The sequence below is a fragment of the Ignavibacteria bacterium genome, from assembly GCA_025612375.1.
GTDB lineage: Bacteria > Bacteroidota > Ignavibacteria > Ignavibacteriales > SURF-24 > JAAXKN01.
The window spans coordinates 1-25,195 of sequence record JAAXKN010000020.1 but is presented as its reverse complement, the minus strand read 5'-3'; the positions used below and the strand labels follow the sequence as shown (position 1 = coordinate 25,195).

The following is a 25,195-nucleotide window of genomic DNA, read 5'->3' as shown; positions in this document are numbered from 1 at the left end:
GCCTGGAAACAGGGTCCCTCTGTACAGAGAAGTGAACTAACTGTGTATTGCAGATGCGACACTTAAAAACAGCCGTTCGCCGCGTTCAGCCGTTCGTCAGGCGAATCCGCCTTTTATACATTTTCTTTGTTAATTGAAACTGTTTTTATTATTTTCTCTAAAATTCTTTTTCTAAAAATATCTTCACTTTAATGAACAGCCAGGCTATCTCAGAATGACCCGAAAACAGAAATACTGGACTTGCCAGCTATGCGGCTGGGGCCTCTATACGCTAACACTGTTTTTATTTTCTTTCCAATCCACAAGAACCTTCAGTGAAAAGTTATACTTTTCCTCAGCGGTACTTATTCTTCAGCTGGCTCTTACTCATTTGTACCGCATGGTAATAATCCGCAACAAATGGCTTGAACTCCCTATACAGAAAAACATTCTGCGGGTGGTAATTTCATCCCTGGTTTTGGCGCTTTTAATAGAATCAGTTCTTTTCATCCTCTTCTTTCTCCCTGAGATCAAGGGAATACAGGATGTAAACTTTAACCGCCTTTCTGTCAATTATATAAACCGCAGTTTCCTGAACTTCGCCTGGGCGGTTATTTATTTTGCGATACATTATTTCGAAAACTATAACAGCGCAAAGCTCGATGCCCTGCGCTACGAAATGCTCCTGAAGGACTTTGAGCTCAACGCGCTGAAGTCCCAGATGAATCCGCACTTTATTTTTAATGCCCTCAACAGCATCTCGGGACTCATAAATGAGAACCCGGCAAAGGCGCAGTGCGCTCTGTCCCAGCTCTCAAGCCTCCTCAGGTATTCACTCAGGGTAAACGCCAACCAGACGGTTTCTTTGGAAGAAGAAATGCAGATTGTAAGCGACTACCTGGAGCTGGAACTGATCCGTTATGAAGAAAGACTGAAAGTAAAGCTGGATATAGACCCCTCCTCGCTCCAGATGCAGGTGCCGCCCCTCATGATTCAAACCCTATGCGAAAACGGAATAAAACACGGAATTTCCAGACTCCCTGAGGGAGGCGAACTTTCGATAAAGTCAGTCATGCAGGATGGACTCTTAAAGCTGGAGATCCGTAACACCGGCGTCCTTCAGCCCGGGGATCAACATGATGGCTGCGGCGTAAGGAATACAAGGCAAAGGCTTTCTCTTCTTTACGGGACAAGGGCATCGTTCGACTTAAAAATAGTATCCGGAAATTTCGTATCAGCTGAAGTCACAATTCCCCTTTGAGGTATTTATGAAAGCATTAATTATTGACGACGAAAGACTGGCGCGTGTTGAGCTAAGAAGGCTCCTCTCCCCTTACCCTGAAATCAATATTGTTGGGGAAGCAGTTAACACCGAAGACGCCCTTGAGAAAATACGGACGCTTGAGCCCGACCTTTTATTTCTGGACATACAGATGCCCGGAATGGGCGGCTTTGAACTCCTGGAAAAGCTCGACCATGCGCCCGAGGTGATCTTTACAACAGCTTATGATGAATTTGCACTCAAAGCCTTTGACTATAATGCCCTAGATTACCTCCTGAAACCTATACTTCCCCGCAGGCTTGAAAGCGCTGTAAAAAAAGTACTGGACAGAAAAGGCAGCCCGCACAACGCCACCGGCCAGCCTGTGCTTGGCGCAGAGGACCGGATATTTGTCAAGGACGGGGATAAATGCTGGTTTGTAAAATTATCCGACATAAAATTCTTTGAATCCGAGGGCAACTACGTAAGAATTCATTTCGACCACTTTAAGCCTCTCGTGCTTAAATCATTGAACTCAATCGATGAAAGACTTGATCCCAGAAGCTTCTTCAGGGCAAACAGGAGCTTTATTGTAAACCTCAAATGGATCGAGACAATTGAGACTTCCATAAGCGGAGGGCTTATTGTTGTACTCCGGGGAGGGGCAAAAATAGAAATATCGCGCCGCAGGTCACTTAAATTCAGGGAAATGCTCAGCTTGTAGCGCCTTTTTTCACTAAGTAGCCCAAAAAGGTTAGCTTTTCCTCAAAAACCCCCTAAACTTTTTCGCTTAAATGCCGATAATATGATTAAGGATTAGTATAAGCAATAAAAATGAACATCGAAACCACAAATTCAATTCCGGCTTCAACTTATACTATTGATCCTGCTGCTATCGGAACAGATGAAAATGCGAAAAGGCAGGGTGAATCCAAAACTGAAGTAAATTCTTTCGGTAAATCAGTCGGCGATTCTATCCGGATTTCTGATGATGCACGCGTTGAAAAAGATAAGAAGGCCATTGAAGAGCTTGAGAAGATAGACAGGCAGGTTCAACAGCATGAAGCCGCACACCAGGCCGCGGCCGGTGAACTTTTTCGCGGCAAATCTTTTAGCTATAGGGTCGGCCCCGACGGTAAAAGATATGCTGTATCTGGAGAAGTGCATATCGATACTTCTGCCATCACGCTTAACCCCAGGGCTACCATTGCCAAAATGGAACGCATCAGAAGGGCAGCCACTGCTCCCAATGACCCCTCGGCACAGGATATGTCCGTTGCCGCAGAGGCCGCAAAAATTGAAGCCGACGCAAAGGCTCAGCTCCGGCAGCAGTTCTTTTCACAAACTAACGGCCAGACACCTGCGGCTCCCGCAATTGGCGGCACCACGCAAGATCCTGAAACAGCGGTTTCTTCTGTTATGAAAAGCCAGACAGAAAACAATAAGGGAAACAATATTGCCCCGGCTCCAAATATGCAGGTTTCCATACTTTTCAATACTCCGGCATCAAACCTTTTGTCATCACCTAAAACCAGAATAGACCTTATACTCTGAGACAGGCCTATTCTACTGGTTTTATGTCCAGCATATTGATTTTTTTGCCGAGTGTGGAAATCTTAACTTCCTTCTGAATTTCCGGGACCCTCTCGGGATCTGCCCTGCAGGCTTCCCATGAGGCTGCGTTTAAGGCTCCAAGGCTTTGTGCAAAGGAAAGCGTCTCCTCAAATGTCATTGCGTTGTGAAGCCCGTATGCAACTGCTGCCGTAAAGGCGTCCCCGCTGCCTGTTGCGTCAAGCTCCTTAACTTTAAGCGTCTCTGCCTTATAAAGGAAATCAAAATTGGAAGCGTAAACCGGCTCTGAACCCTGCGTAAGAAAAACCTGCTTTACCCCCTTCTCATAAAGACTCTGCATGTAGTCAAGAATATCCTTTTCACTATTGAGCGCCTGATCCATTGAAGTAACAGCCTCGTGGACGTTATTGTGAACAACCGTGGGAGCCTTCTTTATGCATTCCTTCAGTGTGCTGCCGTAAGTATCCACAATTGATATCTTGTCAAATTCGTTTGCCATCTCAATGCCGTAGGGGAATATGTCATCTGTTAGAGCACAAGGCGAGCTTCCGGAGAAAACAACTATTTCGCAGTTTTCTATCATCTTTTTCAGTTTCATCTTAAATTCATCCGACTCCTGCTGCGTTATTTCAGAATTCAGGCCGAAGAACGTGGTAAGGCGCTCAGTCCCTTCCTCCATAATTAAGGATGCCGTCCTGGTCTCGCTTTTTGTCCCGACCGCTGTAAAGTTGATGTTTTCAGCGCTGAGAAGACCTCTTAGGATTTTACCATTGTTGCCCCCCAGAAAAGTAAAGGCAAGGCTTTCTGTGTTCAGGCATTTAAGCTGCCGGCTGACGTTAATTCCCTTGCCGCCGGCGGTAAAGAATTCATTTAAGGCCCTGTTATTTTTCCCGAGCTCTATTTCCTTAAAAGTAAGTCTGCGTTCTAAAAGAGGGTTAAGTGTAACTGTTAAGATCATTGCTTATAATTTCCCGTTTTTAAGTACAAAAAAAATACAGAATACCGTAATAGTTGTAACACTAAGATAGTACTCTGTATCAAAATTTTCTATTTAAGTAATAATTATTGTCTGTATTTCCACCAGCTGCCATAAACAGGATCAAGAAGCCTGTAGTCCCCGAATCCCGTCTGATCAACAAATACGAAGCGCTTGTTTATGTCGTAATAATCCCAGATCTCATAAGGCTTGGAATCATACTCAAACGGGTAACGCTCAATGTTGCTCGGAGGACCCAGCGTAATAAATACCATTCCCATATCGGTCCTCCACCCTTCCATATAGTTCTTGAAATGCTCGTTGGCGTAGGCTATTCTCCTGTAGTACTCCTCAAAAACCTCATTCTGCTCGGTTGACGGCGAGGGGTCCTTTGACTTCCAGAATGCCAGAAAGTTTTTCTGCTTTTCTTCCTTCGTCGGAGCGTCTTTTATCTTCTTCAGATCCGATTCACTGGCAATATAAACCATCTCGTCAACGGCTTTATCTAGGTCGTTAATTGCCGTAGGCATGCCTATCCATCTCGAAACAAATCTCTTCCGGGTTTCAGCCTTGGCATTGCTGCTTTCATCCTGAAGCTGAACAATAAGGTCGTACTGCCCCAGGCTCAGTTCAGCGTTCTGCAGTGAAAAATTGACCGGCGTCGTGCCCCGGGCTGCATCCCTTGTATCTTTCTGCGTATAGAGAACCTTGGCGTCTTTTTCGTCCTTATCCTCTTTACCCGGCTTGCTCTCGGCAACCGAATAATTTATGTCGACTTTTCTTGCGGTATCAGAGTAAACTTCGTAATACATCATAAGCCCCTCTTTTCTCGAAGCAACGTTTCTCGAGATGTTGGGGATCATCTTTTTCTGCCCGTTTATTTCCATTATTTTCTGTATCAGCAGCACGTCGCTTACAGCCAGTGGAGCATCCAGATTCTTTACGGTAAACATACTCTCCAGGGCAGTGCTTTTTTTGGAGTCCCTGTCTTCTACCTCAACCCTCAGAAAATAATTTGCCGGAGGGAGGTCAAAGGATTTAAGGCTGAGGTTAAAATTGTCCTTTGAGGTCGTTGCGTCAAAGTCACCTGCATTCACAGATTCGCCCCATGACTTTTCGGTTATCATCTTATCTTTCGAATCGTCAGTGTAGATAGAGGCTGTTATATTATAATCCGCGGTAAAACCCTGCTGCGATTTTACGAACTGAATTCCGTTATAGGGCACTTCAACGTACAGGTCCATACGCGTCTTGCCAGGCTGTGTGCCTCTGTAGTTATAAGCATCAAAATAAAACTTGGGGGATCCTTCTCTTGAGATTTGCCCTCTCGAGGTCTCCGTCTGGGCCAACAAAGGCAGCACCATGGCAAACAACAATATGATAACGGTTTTCATTTTAATTCCTTTTATATACTTAAGTTCTTAAGACTTCACCATAAAGATCATACTCATTGCAGTCGTACACCTTTACATCATAAAAATTTCCAGTAACAAGCTTTTCTTTTGCAGGAATGAGTACTTCCCCGTCCACTTCGGGAGCATCTTTCATCGAACGCGCTATATAGAAGCCGTCTTTTCTGGAGCCCTCAAAGCCGTCAATAATTACACGGAGATTTTTACCTACAAGCTCCCTGTTTTTGGCATAAGAAATATCCTTCTGCAGCTCCATGAGAGCCGCCTTGCGCTCTTCCTTCACCTCTTCAGGTATCGGGTCGCCCAGTATAAACCCTGAAGTGCTTTCTTCCACAGAATAAGTAAAGACACCGACCTTGTCGAACTGGTATTCCTTTACAAAGCTTAAGAGTTCGTTAAAGTCATTTTCTGTTTCTGCCGGATATCCTACAATAAACGTGGTCCTTAGCGCAATATCCGGTATAGCCTGTTTTATCTGGTCTATTGTCTCTCTTGTCCTGCGCGAGGTAATGCCGCGCCGCATCGACTTTAAGACGCCGTCCGAAATGTGCTGCAAAGGCATATCCAGATATTTGCACATCTTCGGATTATTTTTCAGTACATCCAGAACATCTTTCGGGAAATGAGACGGATAGGCATAAAGGAGCCTTATCCATTCCAGCCCCCCGATCCCGCTCAGGTTATCAAGAAGCTCCGCAAGGTTCCGTCTGCCGTATATATCGATTCCGTAGTCTGTTGTATCCTGCCCTATAATAACGAGTTCCTTTGTGCCTTTTGAAGCCAGGAGTTCAGCCTCACGCCTAAGCTCCTCCATCGGCCGTGAAACATGTTTACCTCTTATGAGCGGAATAGCGCAGAACGAACAGGGGTTGTTGCAGCCTTCTGAAATTTTCAGATATGCCAGATGCTTTGGAGTAGTAACTACCCTTTCCCCCAATAGTTCGTATTTTAATTCCCCTCCAAGCTCCTTCAAGATACCGCCATAGTCCTCGGTACCGAAATAAACATCCACCTCCGGAATTTCCTTCTCCAGATCGCTTTTGTAGCGTTCCGACAGGCACCCGGAAACTATTACCTTCTTCAGGCCGCCATTTTTCTTCAGCTCAACGGCATTGAGAATTGTATTTATTGACTCTTCTTTGGCAGCTTCTATAAAGCCGCATGTATTTATAATGACAACTTCCGCACTGTTCGGATCGTCGGTCAGCTCACAGTTATTAATAATAAGTTGATTCATCAAACGCTCAGAATCAACAACATTTTTAGAACACCCTAAAGTAATTACACCAACCTTTTGCTTCTTTTTCATTCAACCATCTTTCCTAAAGTTTCAGGCATTCACTCTCTTAACGCGCAGCATCTGTATTCTTAAGATAGGCCACAATGCCATAACAATTAAACAAATTATCTTATTTTTAAGTTTATTTTACAAAATATACCAGGTATAGATATACAACCGGGGAGGTAAGTAAAAGTGAGTCAAAACGGTCAAATATACCCCCGTGCCCTGGAATTATGTTCGAAGAGTCCTTCACCCCGGCATCCCTTTTAAGGAGCGACTCTGTTAAGTCCCCTATCTGCCCGATTGTTCCTACAACAAGCCCGATTATAACGGCATCGGCTAATGTTATTGAGCTTAGAAGCAGAATTTTCATCACTGCCATTGTAATTATGGCCGCAAGAAAACCCGCAATGGCGCCTTCCCAGCTCTTCTTCGGGCTTACTCTCGGGAAAAGCTTATGCTTGCCCAGTGCCGATCCGGCAAAGAATGCAGCCGAATCACACACCCAGATTGAAGCCAGTATGGAGATGATTAAAAATCCCCCTTCCTGGTAGTTATCCGGAAAATATTCGCGGATCTCAACCATTGCGCCTGCAAAAAGACCGATATAGAAAATTCCAAGAAGTGTTGTACCCAGGTTGTATATTGCCGAGCTTTTATTCCTGAAAAGTTCATAAATAAGCATCAGCACTACTACGAGGTAAACCAGCATCTTAAAATCCATGAAGCGGTAGTAGGCATCGGTAATTATTAGTAAAACGGCTATAAGCCCCAGAGCATCCAGGGCAAAGGCATTCTTATTCCTTGCCATACGGCTGAATTCCCAGAAAGCTGTGGCGCCAATAGCCGCAATAAATAATAGAAAGAACAGACCTCCAAAGTAGCACGCCAGAAGAATTAAAGGTATGGCGGCTACGGAGACCAGAATTCGGGTTGCAGTATTTCCAAGAGACATAAGGGCTATAAATCTTCTCCCGTTTCGTTTTTATTTGAATTTATATCTTGAATTATCTGTTGAGCTTCTTCCAGGTCCTCTTTCCTGACCATCAGCCTGATAAATGAAAGATCCCCAACAGTGGGAAAGTTCCTGTCTTTTTTGGAGACTATCATGGTCTCTATTCCCGCCCCTTCCAGATTGGCCTTCAGCATCTCAGCCTCGTAGTTCTCGCTGCAGGTATAGGCTGTCTCCCAGTCCTCGGGGTCGACCATATGGCTTTCAAATTCCTGCTTGTCAATTAGTTCAACGTCACAGTCGGGGCATACTGTAACACCCTCGTTATATTCGGCTTCGCAATTCGGACATATCGGCATATCTCCTCCTTAATTTGACTTTTTATAATAGATTCGGTTCACATAAATCATAAAAAACGTAAATAACACCACCAGGCTTAAAAATACCATAATGGAAAACCTCAGGTCCCCTGCAGGAACTGCCTGAGGCAGATTAACATCATCGGATCCGTAAATAAAGAACATCAGAACAGCTATCAAATTATTAAGAAAGTGAAGTATCATTGGTAAAAATATGGTTTCACTCATATATGCCGCAAAACCAAAATAAAGTCCCAAAGCCGTAAGCGGCACTATCTGATAGGGATGAAAGTGATAAAGACCAAAGAAAAATGCCGTTATCAGTGCGGCTGTAAATGGCCTCAGCTTCAGCTCAAAACTCCTCTGGACAAACCCACGGAAGAAGAACTCCTCACATAGGGCAGGCACAACAGCAACCACCAGAATAATTAGCAGAGACTCTAAAATGGACTTCGACGTAAGCAGCGTATTGTATGAGCTCTCCACAATTTTATCAATCTTATCTATATACGACTTAATCCCGTTAATTGAGGGATACGCTTCGGCCAGCTTTATAATTGCCGCATTCTGTAAAAATAAATAACTTTGCAGAAGGCTGGTTAGAATAAAAAGCCCCAGGGAAAAGATTACTGTTTCCTGGAGGTTTACCGGCTTAATACGGATGTGTGCCGAAACATTTGTATAAATTGCCTTTGTAAAAATTATTGCAGGCAGAAGTATAAACAGCATCTGCCCGGCTGTCGTCAGCAGCCTCATAGCCGTAATATCGGCTTCCTTAAGGTCAAAGCCGAATATGAGCAGAGTAAGTAAACTCCCGCCCACCTGATAGAGAATAAAAACTCCAACAAGCCCTATAAAGGCTGCGCTGATGGGAGACATTTTAGGCCGGGGACCCTCCTGGGGCTCACCTCCGGGCATCAGCCCTGAAGTCTCATCCTCATGAAGGTTTTCCTCCTGAAAATTATCTTTCTGAGGTTCCTCTTCCCCGCTATAATTATTTTTATTTTCCATCGTAATAGACAAAATAAAAAAATAGGGAAATATTTCCTAAAAATATCTCCCTGCAGGGCACTTTTTAGAGACCCTTAATTTTACCTGTTTTCTACCTTTTCGTGTTGATTTTTCCTGCCAGACCCTGATAGTTGGTCAGCTCGGCGTCAATTGAGCCCACAATAACCTTTGTCTTTACCTTAACCGGCACCTTCAATTCATCGTTTGAAAGCCATACCAGTATATTCCCTTCACTCTTAAAGAGCCCGCCTTCCTGTACAAGAGGTTCAACAATAAAACAGTTGAACGTCCCGGCGCTTACCTTTATCTGCTCGGTGCCGTGGTAGACCACATCAAGCGGATAAACCTTGTCATTATAAAAGTTCTGAAGGTGGATCCTGCTTCCGGGCTTCATTCTTGAAAAATCATACGTCCTGGCCAGATAAAAAGCTGAAACAATGTCATTTACATATTTGGGAATGTTATATTCCCCCTGGCTGGTTTTAGCCTTGCCCGAGCGCTGGTCGAAAAATGCCGAAAAATCCCTTGAATAGCCGCCCTCTCTTATATGCTGCTCAAATCTCCACGGAAAAAGCCCTTCTGCATCCAGATAAGTCTCGTACCTGTCGCGTACCTTATAGAACCAGTCAAAGCTTGGTACAGAGGCAACCTGAAAAGTGACCTGGTATACGTCGCGCCCCGAAATCTTTTTCATTCTGGGCACTTCCATGGTCGCAACGCCTGCTTTGACAAAGCCGTATTTTACATCGAAGGTTAATTTTTCTCCAACCTTAAAGGCGTTGTTTTCAATTTTGCGGAATTCAGGGGCACCGGACGCACTCCCTGTCTCCTCACGCCTGTTGTTGTTCTGCGAATTTATCTCTGAGATCATCAGTAAAACGATGAAAATAGAGAAAAATACCTTCATAAGTTTAGTCATGTAACTCTCCATTATGAACTATGTTTAACACACTTTTTATATATTCAAAAACTTTATCTGCCTTTATGGTATCCATACAGTTCAACTTCTCACATTGTTCCCTTGTACAGTTCGTACAGTTAATTTCAGGACTAAAAACCATCCTTTTCTCGGTATAAGGCCCCCAGCGCTCAGGCGAGCAGGCCGTGATTCTGGGGTAAAAACCAACTACATTTTTCTTAAACGCGGCTGCCAGATGTATCGGCCCTGTCGAGTTGGCAATCATCATGTCGCTTTTGTCAATTAAAGCTATCAGTTCCTTCATTGAAAGCTTTCCTGCCAGGTTAAGAGCATTTGTCCCCTCTGTTAGTCCCTTGCAGATCTCATTTTCACTTTCCGAACCTGTAACTATGACCGTGCATCCCAAATTCCGTACCAGCCTTTGTACAAGCTCCTTAAACCTCAAAATGGGCCAATCCACGGCGCTTCCGCCGCTTCCCGGATGAACAATAATTACCGGATACTTAAAATTAACACCATTTTCAGACAATAGCTGTTCAATTTTCTGTCCATCCGGTGAATTTGCATGCAGGTCAAAAGCCGCATTTTCCCTCGTTACAGGCTCATTTATGCCGTAATGCTTCAAAAGATTTACATTGTACTCAAGCTCATGATGTTCAGCATTTTTCCTGTGCTCAAACGTTTTGTGGTTGAACAGAAAAGAGTACCACCTGTAGCCGGTTCCTATGCGGTGCGGAATACCTGAAAGAAGCATCGTAAGTGCTATGCGGAAAGTAGGATAGACAACCATGCAGCTGTCAAATTTATATTGCCTTAAGAGCTTTACATTTTCCCAAAGTGAGGCTTTGCCCTTATTTTCCTTCAGGACAATTACCCGGTCTGTTTTACTGTTTGATGCTGCAATATCCTTTGTATATTCCCTTACCAGGAAGGATACTTTGGCCCGGGGGAAGTGTTTTTTTACAATGCCGGCAAGGGGCAGCGTAAGTACAAGGTCGCCAATTCTGTCTGTACGTACTATTAAGAGGTTTTTAGGTTCAAACATTTTATTTTGAAACAAAAGGATTATTTTTTATAAAAAAGCGCCATGGCAGCTCAACCGATTTAGTAATGCCGATCCTTCTTGAAGTAACAATATCCTCACTTTTAACATCTCCACCGTCCAGAATATATATCCTGCTGCCCAGAAGATCGGTTCCGTTATCCTCCCGCCTGATGTTAAATGCCTGGCAGAGTTTCCCCGGACCGCTGGTCAGATTGTGGTATTCCTTTTTAGTAAGATTATCTATATTTACTAAATCTCTTTTCATGCGGTTTTGTACCATTGCTTCAATTCCTTCTATCGGTTCAACGGCTCTTAGCAGGACCGCCTTCCCCTCCCCTTCGTGCCCTGTAACCACATTGCAGCAGAAATACATCCCGTATGTAAAGTAGACGTAGAGATATCCCCCGATGCCGAACATAATTTCATTGCGGGGGGTTCTGCCGATGAATGTGTGGGCCGCCTCATCCACAGCGCCGTCGTAGGCTTCAACTTCAACGATTCTCCCGGCAAAAAGCCTGTCCCCGTCTTCTTTAACCAAAGTCTTACCAAGAAGGGATTTTGCAACGGGTATCAGGTCCCCGGTATAAAACTCCCTTGTAAGCTTTCTGTTCGTAAGCTTCCTGCGGGAAAAGTCCCCTTTAATCATCAGATCTCTTCTCTAAACATAAAAACATATCAAGGCCTTAAAGGAAAATTCAATCCGTTAAAATACGTTAAAATAAGGCGTGAATCCAGACGAAAAGTAATTCGGGATTTTTACATGGATGGAATTAGCAGCCCCTTTAATTTTCTTATGAAATAAAAGATTGCTTCATAAAAGATGAAGAGGCTGAAAAGAATTGGGAGAAAATGATTTACATTCTTGTTCACTAAAACTGGTTATACTATTTCAATAATTTAGTACTCTCCTTAACCATCATGCCGTACCGGCTTGCCACAGGGTTCAGTCTGGGCTTTCTTTCCTCCCCGGATATTGTAAATAGCCCGGCAAAGTACAAAGTTCCCATAATTTCAGGCTTGTCATCTATGGGAAATCCTGATGTTTTCCACCTCGAAAGCATTATTTTAATATATGCGGCGGCATAACAAATATTCAATGAATCATTGTAAAGCTTCTTTATTATCTCTTTAGGCGAGCCGCTTATTTTAAGCAGCCCTTTGTACTTATCCCCCGGATAAAACTCACTTTCAGCATTATTCAACTGATTTTCAATCCAGTATGCGGTCTTAAGCTTAACCTGACAGAATCCTAAGGAACTGTTAAGCCCTGAGGCTGCAAGTATCTCATCCAGAACGTCATCTTTCCAGTCGTAATTCATTGTCCTTTCCACATATATCACAGCTTTTAAGTAGCGTTCATTGACACCAAACATCTGGGCTGCATTATGAATAAGGCTTTTCCTGGCCTCAAGCTTTTTCATTGTTTCCGTTCTATCCTCAGACTTTATCTGAATGTTTATTATGAGGAGAATAAAAAAGGCAACAGAACAAACTTTCTTCAAAAATTTACTCCTAAATATCTCATTATTACTTCAGAAGAAATAAATGCCGGCTCCAAAGGCTTTAATAAAAGCACTTTTTAGAAACCGGCATAATCTTCACATTCTATGATATTACTTCAAAAACATCATCTTGGCTGTTTTTTCAAATACCCTGCCGTTTTCAAGTGAATGGGCACTAATTTTGTATATATAGAGCCCGCTTGAAACGTTTGAAGCATTAAATATAGTGCTGTATCTTCCAGCCTCCTGTATTGTATTTACCAGAGTTGCTACTTCATGACCTAAGATGTCATAGACCTTAAGCTCAACCTTGCTTGTCATGGGAAGCATATAGTCAATCCTGGTCGACGGGTTAAAGGGGTTCGGATAATTGCCTGAAAGGCTGTATTCAGTCGGTTTTTCAATTGCAGCACTTTCCTCTGAATCCTTTAGTTCTTTTACCAGAATCTCTTTTTCGGGAATAATGTCTCCAATGAGGCTGTGGGCTTCTACTGAAGAATGGCTTCCAAAGCCTACAAGATCATCAACTTCCAGGACCGTTTCCTTTGCTTTTTCCACATTCTTCTTATCATTCAGGTAATAGAGAAGTTTGCTGAAAAGAATGGATTCCTGAATGTCCTGCTTTGCCTTAGAGCTTAATTCTTTTTTCCCTGCTCTTTTTATCTTATCCCACATCTCATCCAGCAGTTTTATCCTGTTTTCCTTATTGAATCTGGCCTCTATGACCTCAGCCATAAGAGCAGCTGCCTTATTGTCCAAAGTCGACTTAAGGAGCTTCAGGTAGTCCTTAAAGTCCTCCATCCTGTTCTTCCTTCCTGATTGCCACAATATATCCAGGGCATAATAAGACAGCGAAGAGTCAGGTATACTTTCAACTATTTTCTTGCATATCTGATTAGATTCAGCGTCCCGGTTCAGTAAGAGCAGGTATTTTGCATATGTAAGTTTTTTCAATATAGGCCACTTCTCATCATAGCCCGTTGGAGTTTTTAACTCAGCCTTGACATCTAAAGAGTCCTTACCCATAGAAGCAATCTGACTCTCATTTATTCCGCCTTTGGACACAGCGCCTGTAGAAGAAACAAACTTCTTATCAAAAAGCTTTTCTTCCGGGGAACTCTGGCTTAAAGGAGTACCAGGGACTAAATTCGGATCCTGATCATAATAGCGTGCCGGATCCTCCGGATCAGCAGGTGGATAATAATCAAAACTGCCCGAACTGACATAAAACCTGGCAGTATTGATCGTTACATTATCCGATAAGTACTCCCACCAGTTGTTCTCGGCAGTTACGATGCTGTTTCCAAATACGCTAAGGTTATACCCCGTATTATTTTCAATTTTATTATGTCCCCCGTTCGTTATACAAATATTTTCTCCCAGAAATGGGTTAGAATTGCGATTTGCAGAAAATCCGTGCGACCTGTTTGAGTATATATGGTTATATCCATAGGCGCCCATATATCCAAGTGACGGAGCCGAATAATCGGCCACACCCATTCCATAGTAGTTGTTGTAAATATTATTAACCTGAATTATGGGGGACGAATAATATAAAACTATGCCCGTTCCGGTATTGTCATGTATATTACAGGCATAAATTTCAGAGCGATTTGCGACGCTTCTTTCATCATACATATTGATGCCATGGCTTGAGCATCCGGTAATGTCACAGCCGGACAGGTTTAAATACGCCTGGTTTAGGTCAATTGCTCTATATGCATTCTTTATTTTTGAATTGGAAATTGAGGCAGTTGAGCCCGCAAGAAGTTTAATGCCATTGGTATAAGTGGAATTGCCTGAAATAAAATCAAAAGTTGCTCCATTGGCATTCAGGCTGCCGTTTACTACAAGGGAGGAGTTATTATTAAATATTAATGTAGTTCCCGGTTTTACAGTTAATGTTTTTCCAGCAGGTAACATTACATCTCCCAAAACATGCATGTTATACATCCAGGTCTCATCTGATAATAATGTGCCGCCTGTTATCGCATTATATGGCACGAAATTATGAGCTGAAATAGTAATATATAACGGCCTAATCGTTGTAGAGACTGAATTTGTTGAAGCCCCGGAAACGAGGCTATAAAGCTCCGTTCCGTTAATTCCTCCGCTTATGCAAATATCGCAAGGAATTCCGGCTGTAACTGTAATACTTGAACCGTCATCTCTAACATCAACACCCGGAATTTGAGAGATTGCTCCGGTGTACATATCTAATGCAGGATCTCCCAACCATAAATAATACAGGGCATTTTTCTTTGCATCTCTAGAGTCATCATTACCTCCCAAAGTTTGAATCTCAGCTGTATTATTACCACAAAAATTATCTAAAACTGTTTTTGTTGCATTATTGCTGATTATAGATATTCTTTTTCTGCCATTATTACTTACTAAATTTGAAAATATGCTTTCATCTAAATAATCATTTGGTGCATTAGCTGTTACTCTGGTGGCTCCCAAAACTGCAACCGCCCCACTTCTTGATTTTGTAAATCCTTCTGACAGACAATTTCCTGAATAATCCAGCCTCGAGTTATCACATGAGATTGAGAAGACTACCGGTAGTTTTCTCCCATTACTTAAATTAAAAGCATTATCAGACGTAAATGATTCAACTCCGTTCCAAGAATCCCAACGGTTCTCAGCTCCGTGACCTCTGTAGTTTATCACTCCAACCCCTAGGGATTCAATAGCATTTTTTATTGTACTATTTGTGGCTCCATCTCCACCATAAGCTCCATAGATATTTGAAAAGAATCCTGAATACCATCCGGCAATTTTCTTTTTCTCGGTTTCAAAAAGATCAGAATTTTGATTGCGATGGGCTACGAATAGAGCATTGCTTGTCCAATTATTATCTAGAGGAGGGTTAGTTTCGTACCCTATGGATTTTGAAACAAAATTATCAACTTCTGCTTCGGAAATAGCCGAAATTCGGCCAATACCAAAGCTTGCATAAAAAGCTGAAGGGCCTTGACTTAAGCTATTCCCTTGAAGATTCGTGCATGTATAAGCATAATCACCCACATAATCAAAATTATATTCATTATCATGATAAATTGCCATGGGAATTAAACTTTCATCACCTACCAGAAGCACATATTCGATACCTGGGTTATTGCCAAATTCCCTTTTTATAAAATCTCTTATCGCTGTATTATCCTTTACTGTTGTGATTTGGGATAACTTATAAACCTTTGACAGAAGCCCTTGTCTGGTTTTGTAATCGGCAAAAGGTTTTATGTTAGAGACAAAATCATCTGAAGTAATTATCAAATACTTATATGCATTTCCGGTAGCTGTAAGAGTCATCAGACTACTGTTACTTAACAGAGGATAGTTAAGAACTTTGTCTCTATATATTTGATCCCATTCTGGGGAAATGTTTTTTTTAACTATCCCACTATTTTCACCTGTATATTTTAACTTTAAGACAAGTCTGTTATAAACTTTTAATTCTTTTGTCGCCGGGTTATATTTTACCGGGTAGATCCTCAATGTACGGACATTCAAATCCCGCCACACTCCTCCCTTATTATCGACTATAGCTGACTTTTCAGGATAAAAAATATTTCTCCTGTAAAATTCCTTATCAATACAGAATTCCTTTTTGATGTTTTCAGGAGATACTTTTTGCAGCGGATATATTAAATAATTTTGTAGTGTTTTGATGGAGGAATCTATTATTGATATTTCCACTTTTGCCTGCTCGGGAAGGCAAAGGGATTCAATAATAATCGGCAACTCTGGTTTTCCTGTCTCGCCCCCATTAAAATACTCAGGCAAAAATATTTTCTGGTAAACATTGTTGTCAACTTGAATTTCACTTGAATCAAGCCCAAACAGATTAATCTCAATTATATATTCATTTGGCGAATGTGAAATAATTTGTATTAAAGGTTTTTGAGGTTTCTGATTATTCCCTATAGGTCTCCATTCAGCGTGTAGAATTGAAAAAGCAAAGATAGAAAGCAGCAGCGAGCAATAAATAAAGGCTTTTTGTTTCATGTGTTCCCCTGAGTAAATTGAGAATTAGAGAAATTTAAGAGTAAAGAAGCGTACAGTTTATTTTATAATTGCCATTTTCCTTGCTGCATAATAATGCTCTGTTTTCAGGACATAAATATATATGCCGCTTTGAAGGCTTATGCCTGAAGAGCTTATATTCAGATCGTATGAATGGCTGCCTTGGAACTGCTGCTGTTTTACAAGTGTAGTAATTTTCTCCCCCAGCATGTTGTAAATGCTTAGGTCAACATTGCCTTCCTTATCGAGATTGTATGTTATTCTTGTGGAGGGGTTAAAAGGATTTGGATAGTTCTGATCAAGTTTGAAACTGCTCGCAACAGTTTTTTTACCCCCGGCATCATGAACACCCGTAATATTCCCATTGCCGTCTGTTTTAAGAAGGATTATATCCGCTGCTGCTTCGGAAGAAAGTCTTTTATATCCTGCTGCAATAAATCCTCCGTCATAGGTTCCTTTTACAGACCTCCAGACGCTCCTGCATGGATAGGGCTCACGCACCAGGTTGTATTTCATCCAGACTTCATTGCCTTCGGCATCCATTCTGAGAAGAAAGTCAGGATAGTCGCTGCTGCCTGAAATGATCAGGCCACCGTCAGGCAGGTTATCGTAGGAATTAGGATAAAACGTTCCATAACCCCAGTCCGTGTCATCAAGCCTGCCCAGTTTTTTGGCCCATAGCGTGTCTCCTTCTGAATTAAGCTTTATCACCATAAGGTGATGTTCAAGATCTGAGGCAGTTTTGTGTTTTACTGTCCTGTTTCCAATCAGATAGTAACCATTGTCCTGTGTCCTGGTTATCAGATCGAAGTCAGCTCCACCATCCTCCATTGTTGGATCCCTCTCGATCAGATATTTGTGCCATAGAAGATTTCCCAGGGAATCAGTCTTAAGTATGGCGGATCCCTCCAGGGCGAGCATAAAACCATTCTCAGGCGTTTCAGTAATCCCGGTGCTCATTCTGTTAATTATCTGAGTGTATCTTTTAGCCCATTTAACAAGCCCGTTATTGTCAATTTTTATTATTGTAGGGTAATACTCATTGTATGTGCTGTCAAAGATGCCTGAAAGAATAAAACTGCCGTTTTTTAACTGAAGCAAATTATTCCTGCCCCAGCTTGATACCTTCCCGTAGGTTCTGGTCCATAATGTATCGCCTTTGGAATCTGTCCTGATTAAAAGGTTTAACGGAGGTGTGGTATCCTGAGCCAAACATCCTGAAATGATAAATTCCCCCCCTTCTGTCTGCAGTATCTGCCCTGGGGATACAGATTTCTTAAAAGTATAGGTTTTTGTCCATACAGAGTCCCCGTACTTATCAGTCTTCATCAGCTGTATGCTTCCAATTTTCCGGTATAATGAAGTAGATGGATCTTCTATGTAGTCCTGAGTAGATGAAGTAACAACATATCCGCTGTCCGAAGTCTGAAGGACACAAGTGCCTTCATTATAAAGGGAATCGCCGTAGGTTTTAAGGAATGATATCTGGGCATTAAGTAATGGGGACAGAAAGGTCAATGTTATTATGATAATGAAAACTGAGAGATGAAGTTTTTTCATGGCCTGTTCCTGAAAATTGAAATCTGTTGGAAGTTATTAATTGTTCAATAATCAAATAAAACAGCTTTTCCCATGTATTGCTTTTTTTAGATAATATCTCTTAAACTGCAATATTGATAAGGAAAGTGATTCTAAGCTAATATATTGATTATACAAAAGCAAGAAAAACAATATGCTTAAAATCTCCTCGGGTTACTTATGAATGATGTTCTCCAGGTGTGGATAAAAATGATTTTTCTCAGGAATAGTAAATATATCCAAATTACGGTTTAAAAATTCCTCAAAATTACTGATGAGTTCTACCAGCCGCTCTGCCCTAACTGCTGCTCAATTTCCTCTATCTTGGCCTGGTAGGCGTCTTTTTTTTCAGGACTTTTACGTATAAGGATCTTGTAGATTGCAAGGGCCTCAGTGAACTTGCCCTGTGAAAGATATATCTTGGCTAGCGTTTCCGATGCTATGGCGGATTCTGCCGGCTCGGGATTCTGCTTCTTTGCCTCAGGCACTGTTTCTTCGGGATTAATATTTAGTGATATTTTGGCTGAGGATATTTCCTTTGCCAGGTCATCCAGCCTTTCTTCAATCGTCGGCGGATTTATAGTGTCTTCCTGCGGAGCTTCACTTTTTTCAGTCCCGCCTTCCGGTGGATTTTCTGCATCAGCATCCAGGAATGAAACCCTGCGGCTTTCAAGATTAGAACTTTTCCTTCTCCTTTTTTCCAGCTCGCCGTTATAATAGTAAAGTGTTTCTTTGGAATGTATGAGGCTTGAGCCTTTTTTGAAAGCCTCCTCGGCTTCATCATAATTGCCCAGCATCATCTGAGCCTTGCCGAGTAGAATGTAAGCCGTAGAGTAATTGGGATATTCTGCAAGGCCGTCTTGCAGTATGCTGACGGCCTTGTGCAGATTGTTTTTTTCAATTTCAATTCCTGCCGCCCTTACGAACAAAGGACTCTTCCTGTTGTATTCGTAAATGAGGGCAAGCTTTTCTTCAAAGAGATCTTTCTTTGGCAACTGTCACCTTATTTCTTTGAATATACACTTTTAAGCGACATTGACGAAACCATCGTAAATCCCAGGAAGAACAACAGGTGGAACGGTAAGGCTGCAATTTCCATGAAGTAAATTGAAGCAATTACACCCACCAGGCAGTATGCCGCTAAAAGCATTTCAATATAAACCGTTGGACTGAGTTTCTTTCTTGCGCTGTAGTTAGGCTTCGGCTGATTGTCGCCCGGCTTTACCTTTGGCGTACGTACAAACTCACTCTTTCTGCTTAAAAGGCCTTCAACAACGGCTCTTGAATTGTTTACCGCAAAGCCCATGCTCCCTGCCATAAAAAGCGGGAATAATGCTATCTTCTTTCTCCAGTCTGTATGAATGTCTTTCTGTGAATAGAGATAGAACAAAAATGAGCTGAAGAATGCCAGAATGAAGATCGACATCATGTTAAAGAAAGCCTCGTGCGGGCCGCTGTTCTTGATAAAGACAAGCGGAACGTTCAGTATGCAAGCCAGAAGCGTAATAGGAAATGCAAAGTTAATGCTCAGGTGAAATGTGCACTGAAGCTTGGTCCTGAGTGAAATGTTTTTACTTTTCCAGACCAATGGGAGAAGCTTCTTTGCCGTTTCAATGTGGCCTTTTGTCCACCTGAACTGCTGTGCCTTAAGCGCGTTAATCTCATCCGGAAGCTCGGCAGGAGTTGTAAAGTCCCTCAGGTAAACAAACTTCCACCCCTTTAACTGTGCCCTGTAGCTGAGGTCCAGGTCCTCGGCCAGAGTGTCACCCTGCCAGTTGCCGGCATCCTCAATGCATTCTTTTTTCCAGATGCCGCCTGTGCCGTTAAATGTAATGAAGAATCCTGCCTTGTTTCTTACGCTCTGTTCTATAACAAAGTGCCCGTCTAAAGCAAGTGCCTGAACTTTGGTAAGAAGCGATTCCTCGCTGTTGGCATGATCCCACCTGGTCTGAACCATTCCGATCTTCGGATTATTAAAATAGCTTAGAGTCTTCTTGAGAAAATCTTTTGTCGGCATAAAATCAGCATCAAATATGGCCACGTAATCACCTTTGGCAACTTTAAGCCCCTCGTAAAGGGCACCGGCCTTGAAACCTTCCCTGTTGCCGCGCCTGATCTGCTTGATGTCGAAACCCAGATTTTGCTTTTCTGCAACGAGCCTTGCTACGAGCTGTGTCGTTTCGTCTGTGGAGTCGTCGAGCACCTGAACTTCAAGTAGGTCTTTCGGATAGTCAATAGCGCAGACACAGTTAATTAGTCTTTCGACAACATAAAGCTCGTTATACAAAGGAAGCTGAATGGTAACTTTTTTATCCTCTTTTAATTCCTTGTTCGCCTGGGGGCGGTTCTGCCCGTATTTGTTATGATAAAACAGCATCACAAAACCGTGACAGCCGAAAATCAATAATATCGATAGTGAAATGAAATAAGAAATTAGTACTACATCATCCATTGTTTTTCCTTGAAAATTTTTACCAATTTGATACCGTGCCGATCAGTATATCCTCCGTCACCCTGTTAAGCGCCGTCTGAATCCCTGCCGGCCTGTTAGCCGCTATATTTTCCGTTGTATAATCACCGTAATTAGAATAATTTTTTTCGGAAATGGTCTTCTTTTTAACCAGATCCTTGAACATAACCCTTACTGTAACCGTTATTCTTCGGGTCGCAACGCTTTCCCTGTTATTTCCTGCTGCTGTAATTACTGCAGGGGCATCTGTAAATGAAATTATTGAACACTCAAGCAGCGCGTCGGCACCCGACTTTTCAGCCACACGGAGCGTGTTGTCATTATTAAATGACTGAATAAGCTTGCTTGTCAGCTGCTCCCTTAAATTAAGTTCCCCCACCCCGCTTCTGTCTTCAGCTACCGGGATAGCCACTGTTTTTAAGTGCGGAGCCACCGAGGCCCCGGTAAAGGAATAAAAACAGCCCTCAAAATTACTAACAATCATTATAACAAACAATAGTCCCAAAGGGCGCATAATTTTATAGATCATATTCCTGCATCTTCCGGTAAAGTGTTCTTTCACTTATTTTTAAGAGTTTTGCCGCTTCTTTTTTGTTGCCTTTGGAGTAATGAAGGGCGTTCCTGATTGCCTCTTTCTCCATTACCTCAATCGGCACCACTTCGTCGACATTAATGTGCGAATTATTGTTATCCTTTTCGTGAATTTCCTGGTAGTTTTTATAGACCACCTGCTTAAGCTCCATCAAATCCCGCTTGATATCAATTAAAGCGCGGTAGATCATCTCCCTGTCCGATTCCTCCGGCGTGCGGTGGATGAAAACGGGCAGATTCCTGTTTTCTCTTTCTTCACTCCTGCTCTTAAGAAGGAATGAAAACGACTGCACGTCCAGCATTCCCGTGCGGTTTAAGGCTATTGCTGTCTCAATGGAGTTCTTAAGTTCTCGTATATTACCCGTCCAGGGGAAGTTGGTCAGAAGGTCCAGAGCCTCGTTTGTAATGTGCGGCTGCGGCAGGTTGTTTGCCTCTGAATACATCTTAATAAAATGGAGCGCAAGTTCAGAAATATCTTCCCTGCGTTTTCTTAATGGCGGGATGTAAAGTGTAACGGCCTTAAGGCGGAAGTAAAGGTCTTCCCTGAACCTCTTGGCGTCTACCTCCTTCTGGAGGTCCTTGTTGGTGGCGGCAACAATGCGCACGTCCACCTGTGTTACGGTTTCACTTCCAATACGCATAAACTCCTTATTCTCAATTGCCCTCAGAAGCTTTACCTGTGTAGTAAGCGGCATTTCAGCCAGCTCATCTAAAAACAGCGTACCGCCGTCGGCAATTTCAAAATACCCCTTCCTGTTGTCAACTGCGCCTGTAAAGGACCCCTTCCTGTGGCCGAAGAGCTCGCTTTCAAGTATGCCTTCGGGAATAGCCCCGCAGTTGACTGTAACAAGGGGCTTGTCGGCCCTTTTGCTGTAGCCATGAATGGCCCGGGCAAAAACCTCTTTGCCAACGCCGCTTTCGCCAAATATCAGAACTGAAATGTCCGACTGGGCTACCTGCATTATTATATCAACAAGGTCTCTTATTTCCTTGGATTTACCTATGATTCCGAATTTTTCCTGAAACTGACTAATGGTCATTCTTTTTCTTGCAATAGAAGTATAAAAACTACACCCAATTTAACACATATTTTTATTTATTTAAATTCCAAAGAGATGCCCTTCTTCTAAAAAGGTGATGCCAGGTCCTTTTTCATTCCGTCGAAGGCAATTACAAACTTTTCACGCTCAGACAAGGGAAGCCTCTCAAGCTGTAGCTTTAAGGATTCTTCATCACCTATATGCGTTAAAAACGTCTTCCGGATGCTCCTTTGCTCCTTTACTGCCTGAAGAAGATCACTAAATTCAATATGAGTTACTTCACTGATAAGAATTTCAGGAGCCTCATTCTTGAAAAGGTAGAGGTCACTTTTATCTGCAGCGTCCCCTGTGTAAAACACCTTTATACTTTCCCCAATAAATAAAAAACCTGCCGAGGCTAGAAGCGACTTGTCCTTTCCCGCCTTATATACATCAAAAGTCCCCTCGTACTTTTTAAGGTGTGAATTTTCCACGGCCTTGAAACTGAGGTTGTCCGACAAAAAGAAACTCTCCTGAGGCTTAAAGCCCAGTATGCTCAGCTCAAAACCCAGACGCTCTTTAAATACGTAACCTGTTTCAAGAAACTCCTCCAGCTTTTCTGTAAGCCTTTCGTGCACTATGAGCTGAAGAGGGATTGCCCTTTTCCTCATTTTCATCTGGATGATAAGTGAACTGATTCCGTTAAGGTGATCGGGATGGAAGTGGGAGAATAAAACTGAATTTATGGCGTTAAAATCTATGCGGCTTTGCTCTAAGGCCCGTGAAGCACCGTCGCCGGCATCAACCAGGAGGTTGTATTCAGGCACAGATAGCAGAAATGAGGAAAAGTAACGCTCAAGGGATACTTTCCCCGACCCGGTGCCGACAAATGTTATTTCCAAAACAAACCTTTAAGACTATCAGACATAATCTTTACCACTTAAATTTACCACTATAATAAGTATCAGAAATCAAAGAAACAAGTAAGTATATCACGTTGACCGGCTACTGCCCTGCCCTGATTACCCGGCCGTTTAATTTGTAGCGCGTGTTAATAAAGTCGAGCGTCTTGCGGGCTTCCTCCTCGGTTTCAAATTTCCCGACGTTTATTATGTTCAGCGTGCTTCCGGCAACATCCTTTTTCTTCATCTCAGTAAAGTACCCCGCCTCGCGGAAACTGTCCATCAGCCTGGCGGCGTTTTCTTCCTGAAGAAATGCCCCTGCCTGTATTGTAAACTTGGAAACATTTTTTGTCCCTGAATTTACAATTTTCTTCTCTAAAGGTTTCTTCTCTACGATAGCCGTAACATTTGTGTCATCTTTTACCGAAGACATGTTTTTCTTTTCCGGCGTTAAGAACTGGGACTTTGGATAGTTCTTCTTCAGCTCAGCCATATAGCCCGAGGCTTTGGAGTAGCTGCCGAGGGAGTAGTAGTAAGAATAAACCCAGTATAGCGAGGCATCGGCGTATCTGCTTTTGGGATACTTCTGATATATCTCAGTGTACTTCGTTAGTGCCTCTTTTCCCTCCTGCGTCAGCATTGCATCCAGGAACATCACAGAAGGATCCTTCGCGTTGGACTTCTTCAGCTTTTCAAGCCCCTGCCTTGCACTTTCAATCTGGCCTGATTCGATCTGTCTGAGGTACGGGGTGATGTTTGCTTCCTGAGCATAAGCCGGTATTAGGCACATCAGGAACAGGAATAAAACCGAAATTAGAATAGTACGCACTTCTTATGTTTCCTGGATAAAAATTGTCCGTCTTTTATTTTAAGCTTGCTAAAACTGCCTGAAAATCTTTCAGGCGGTTAAATGCAGGTTTTCTCCTGCTTCAGGATAAATTTCCACGACATCCCCGAACAAAGTGCCGGAGGTTGCCCTGTTGATCTTAACTTTTACATAGCTGCCTTCTTTGATCTTTTCTGAACGCGGGAATATGGCAACCTTGTTTGAATCCGTACGGCCCGACATGAAATCCTCGCTCTTCCGGCTGAAGCCTTCAACCAGCACAATCTCTTCTTTCCCTATCAGACCCTGGTTTAATTCATGTGAAATCTGCTGCTGAAGATCTATGATCTCACTGAGGCGTTTGACCTTTACTTCCTCGGGAACGTCATCTTCCATTTTGTATGCTTTTGTGCCCTCGCGCGGCGAATACTTGAACATATAGGCCCCGTCGTAGCGCACCTTGCGCATGACTTCAAGCGTCATCAGGTGGTCTTCTAAGGTCTCGGTCGGGAATCCTGCAATAATATCTGTTGAAAAGCTGACGCCCGGAATTATCCTCTTTGCCCTCTCAATAAGATCAAGATAATGCTCAATCGTATAGGTACGGTTCATGAGCATAAGGATCCTGTTTGAGCCCGCCTGTACGGGAAGATGGATATAGTTACATATGTTGTCGTTGCCGGCAATAGTATAAAGGAGCTTATCCGACAGGTCCTGCGGATGAGAAGTGGTAAACCTTATTCTCATCTTCGGGTCCACTGCGGCACAGGCCGCAAGCAGGTCCGCAAAGTCTGAACCGTTGTCGTTATATGAGTTTACGTTCTGCCCCAGAAGAGTGACTTCCCTGAAGCCTCTTTTTGAAAGGACTTTAACCTCTTCAACAATTGAAGTAAGAGCGCGGCTTCTTTCGCGTCCGCGTGTAAATGGAACAACACAATATGTGCAGAACTTGTCGCACCCGCGCATAACCGATATCCAGGCCTGGAGGCCGTCTTCCCTGTAAGGAGTAATATCGTCGTATGTTTCAGTGCGCGATAGTTTAACGCCTATTCCCTTTTCTCCGTTAAAGGCAACATTCAGATATTCAGGAAGCCTGCGGTATTCATCGGGGCCTACAACGAGGTCCACAATTTTCTTTTCTTCAATAAGGTCTTTTTTCAGCCTTTCAGCCATGCATCCAAGTATGCCTACAACAAGACCCGGCTTTTCATTTTTCAGCGTCTTGAAATTCCCCAGGCGCCCGTAGATTCTCTGTTCTGCGTTATCGCGGACGCTGCATGTATTTATCAAAATTACATTTGCATCTTCAGCGGTCTGTGTAATCTCATAGCCGTTATTTTTAAGTATACCCATTACAATCTCAGTATCGGCAAGATTCATCTGACAGCCATAGGTCTCAATATATATGTTATTCTTACTCATTTGTCTCTTTCATTTTAAGCTCAAATATAAAGATTTCATGTCTTCTAAACAATGAATTTATTGCCCAAACTGAATAGCTCATAACTGA

The 25,195-nt window shown here is 42.7% G+C and carries 22 protein-coding genes; 3 read left to right on the top strand and 19 right to left on the bottom strand.

The features are described from left to right. The first annotated feature begins 214 nt into the window (after window positions 1-214). The 3 genes from HF312_12595 (at window position 215) to HF312_12585 (ending at window position 2,794) form a co-directional block, all read left to right on the top strand. Window positions 215-1,240, top strand: a complete 1,026-nt coding sequence (locus HF312_12595) for a histidine kinase (GenBank protein ID MCU7521049.1) — start codon at window positions 215-217, stop codon at window positions 1,238-1,240. A 7-nt stretch (window positions 1,241-1,247) separates the two neighbouring features. Beyond that, complete coding sequence (locus HF312_12590) at window positions 1,248-1,964, top strand: response regulator transcription factor (GenBank protein ID MCU7521048.1); 717 nt, start codon at window positions 1,248-1,250, stop codon at window positions 1,962-1,964. Window positions 1,965-2,074: 110 nt separating this feature from the next. Beyond that, window positions 2,075-2,794, top strand: a complete 720-nt coding sequence (locus tag HF312_12585; protein MCU7521047.1) for a hypothetical protein — start codon at window positions 2,075-2,077, stop codon at window positions 2,792-2,794. Between the two features lie 7 nt (window positions 2,795-2,801). Here the strand turns inward: HF312_12585 and HF312_12580 are convergent, their stop codons facing one another. From HF312_12580 to miaB, 19 genes are all read right to left on the bottom strand, one after another. After that, window positions 2,802-3,770, bottom strand: a complete 969-nt coding sequence (locus HF312_12580; protein MCU7521046.1) for a 1-phosphofructokinase — start codon at window positions 3,768-3,770, stop codon at window positions 2,802-2,804. Between the two features lie 104 nt (window positions 3,771-3,874). Then, a complete protein-coding gene (locus HF312_12575; GenBank protein MCU7521045.1) occupies window positions 3,875-5,182 on the bottom strand; it encodes a GWxTD domain-containing protein in 1,308 nt (435 codons plus the stop codon). Window positions 5,183-5,201: 19 nt separating this feature from the next. Continuing rightward, window positions 5,202-6,509: a 30S ribosomal protein S12 methylthiotransferase RimO gene (gene rimO, locus HF312_12570; protein ID MCU7521044.1), complete on the bottom strand. Its 1,308-nt coding sequence runs from the start codon at window positions 6,507-6,509 to the stop codon at window positions 5,202-5,204. Between the two features lie 112 nt (window positions 6,510-6,621). Beyond that, window positions 6,622-7,437: a phosphatidate cytidylyltransferase gene (locus tag HF312_12565; protein ID MCU7521043.1), complete on the bottom strand. Its 816-nt coding sequence runs from the start codon at window positions 7,435-7,437 to the stop codon at window positions 6,622-6,624. Window positions 7,438-7,442: 5 nt separating this feature from the next. Then, on the bottom strand, window positions 7,443-7,793 hold the full coding sequence (locus HF312_12560; protein ID MCU7521042.1) for a DUF2007 domain-containing protein: 351 nt from the start codon (window positions 7,791-7,793) through the stop codon (window positions 7,443-7,445). A gap of 9 nt (window positions 7,794-7,802) precedes the next feature. After that, window positions 7,803-8,672 (bottom strand): CPBP family intramembrane metalloprotease, encoded by an 870-nt coding sequence (locus tag HF312_12555; GenBank protein ID MCU7521041.1) that lies wholly within the window; start codon window positions 8,670-8,672, stop codon window positions 7,803-7,805. Window positions 8,673-8,895: 223 nt separating this feature from the next. After that, the gene (locus HF312_12550; GenBank protein ID MCU7521040.1) at window positions 8,896-9,723 is read right to left on the bottom strand and encodes a DUF3108 domain-containing protein; all 828 of its coding nucleotides are present in this window, start codon (window positions 9,721-9,723) and stop codon (window positions 8,896-8,898) included. After that, window positions 9,716-10,768: a glycosyltransferase family 9 protein gene (locus HF312_12545; GenBank protein MCU7521039.1), complete on the bottom strand. Its 1,053-nt coding sequence runs from the start codon at window positions 10,766-10,768 to the stop codon at window positions 9,716-9,718. The genes HF312_12550 and HF312_12545 overlap by 8 nt, the downstream gene beginning before the upstream one ends. A 1-nt stretch (window position 10,769) precedes the next feature. After that, a complete protein-coding gene (locus HF312_12540) occupies window positions 10,770-11,414 on the bottom strand; it encodes a DNA-3-methyladenine glycosylase (protein ID MCU7521038.1) in 645 nt (214 codons plus the stop codon). 238 nt (window positions 11,415-11,652) lie between these two features. Beyond that, entirely contained in the window at window positions 11,653-12,270 is a 618-nt protein-coding gene (locus tag HF312_12535) for a hypothetical protein (protein MCU7521037.1), read from the bottom strand. 111 nt (window positions 12,271-12,381) lie between these two features. Continuing rightward, a complete protein-coding gene (locus HF312_12530; GenBank protein ID MCU7521036.1) occupies window positions 12,382-16,281 on the bottom strand; it encodes a T9SS type A sorting domain-containing protein in 3,900 nt (1,299 codons plus the stop codon). 57 nt (window positions 16,282-16,338) lie between these two features. Beyond that, window positions 16,339-17,859, bottom strand: a complete 1,521-nt coding sequence (locus HF312_12525; GenBank protein MCU7521035.1) for a T9SS type A sorting domain-containing protein — start codon at window positions 17,857-17,859, stop codon at window positions 16,339-16,341. A gap of 299 nt (window positions 17,860-18,158) precedes the next feature. Beyond that, window positions 18,159-18,872, bottom strand: coding sequence for a tetratricopeptide repeat protein (locus HF312_12520; protein MCU7521034.1), 714 nt, complete (start codon window positions 18,870-18,872; stop codon window positions 18,159-18,161). Window positions 18,873-18,880: 8 nt separating this feature from the next. Continuing rightward, the gene (locus HF312_12515) at window positions 18,881-20,329 is read right to left on the bottom strand and encodes a glycosyltransferase (GenBank protein MCU7521033.1); all 1,449 of its coding nucleotides are present in this window, start codon (window positions 20,327-20,329) and stop codon (window positions 18,881-18,883) included. 19 nt (window positions 20,330-20,348) lie between these two features. Further along, window positions 20,349-20,876 carry an LptE family protein gene (locus tag HF312_12510; protein ID MCU7521032.1) on the bottom strand — a complete coding sequence of 176 codons (528 nt, stop codon included), beginning with the start codon at window positions 20,874-20,876 and terminating at the stop codon, window positions 20,349-20,351. Continuing rightward, window positions 20,866-21,978, bottom strand: coding sequence for a sigma-54-dependent Fis family transcriptional regulator (locus HF312_12505; protein ID MCU7521031.1), 1,113 nt, complete (start codon window positions 21,976-21,978; stop codon window positions 20,866-20,868). The genes HF312_12510 and HF312_12505 overlap by 11 nt, the downstream gene beginning before the upstream one ends. Before the next feature lie 86 nt (window positions 21,979-22,064). After that, entirely contained in the window at window positions 22,065-22,859 is a 795-nt protein-coding gene (locus HF312_12500; protein MCU7521030.1) for a ribonuclease Z, read from the bottom strand. A gap of 103 nt (window positions 22,860-22,962) precedes the next feature. Then, window positions 22,963-23,688, bottom strand: coding sequence for a hypothetical protein (locus HF312_12495; GenBank protein ID MCU7521029.1), 726 nt, complete (start codon window positions 23,686-23,688; stop codon window positions 22,963-22,965). A gap of 69 nt (window positions 23,689-23,757) precedes the next feature. Next, window positions 23,758-25,107 carry a tRNA (N6-isopentenyl adenosine(37)-C2)-methylthiotransferase MiaB gene (gene miaB, locus HF312_12490; GenBank protein ID MCU7521028.1) on the bottom strand — a complete coding sequence of 450 codons (1,350 nt, stop codon included), beginning with the start codon at window positions 25,105-25,107 and terminating at the stop codon, window positions 23,758-23,760. Window positions 25,108-25,195 lie beyond the last annotated feature (88 nt).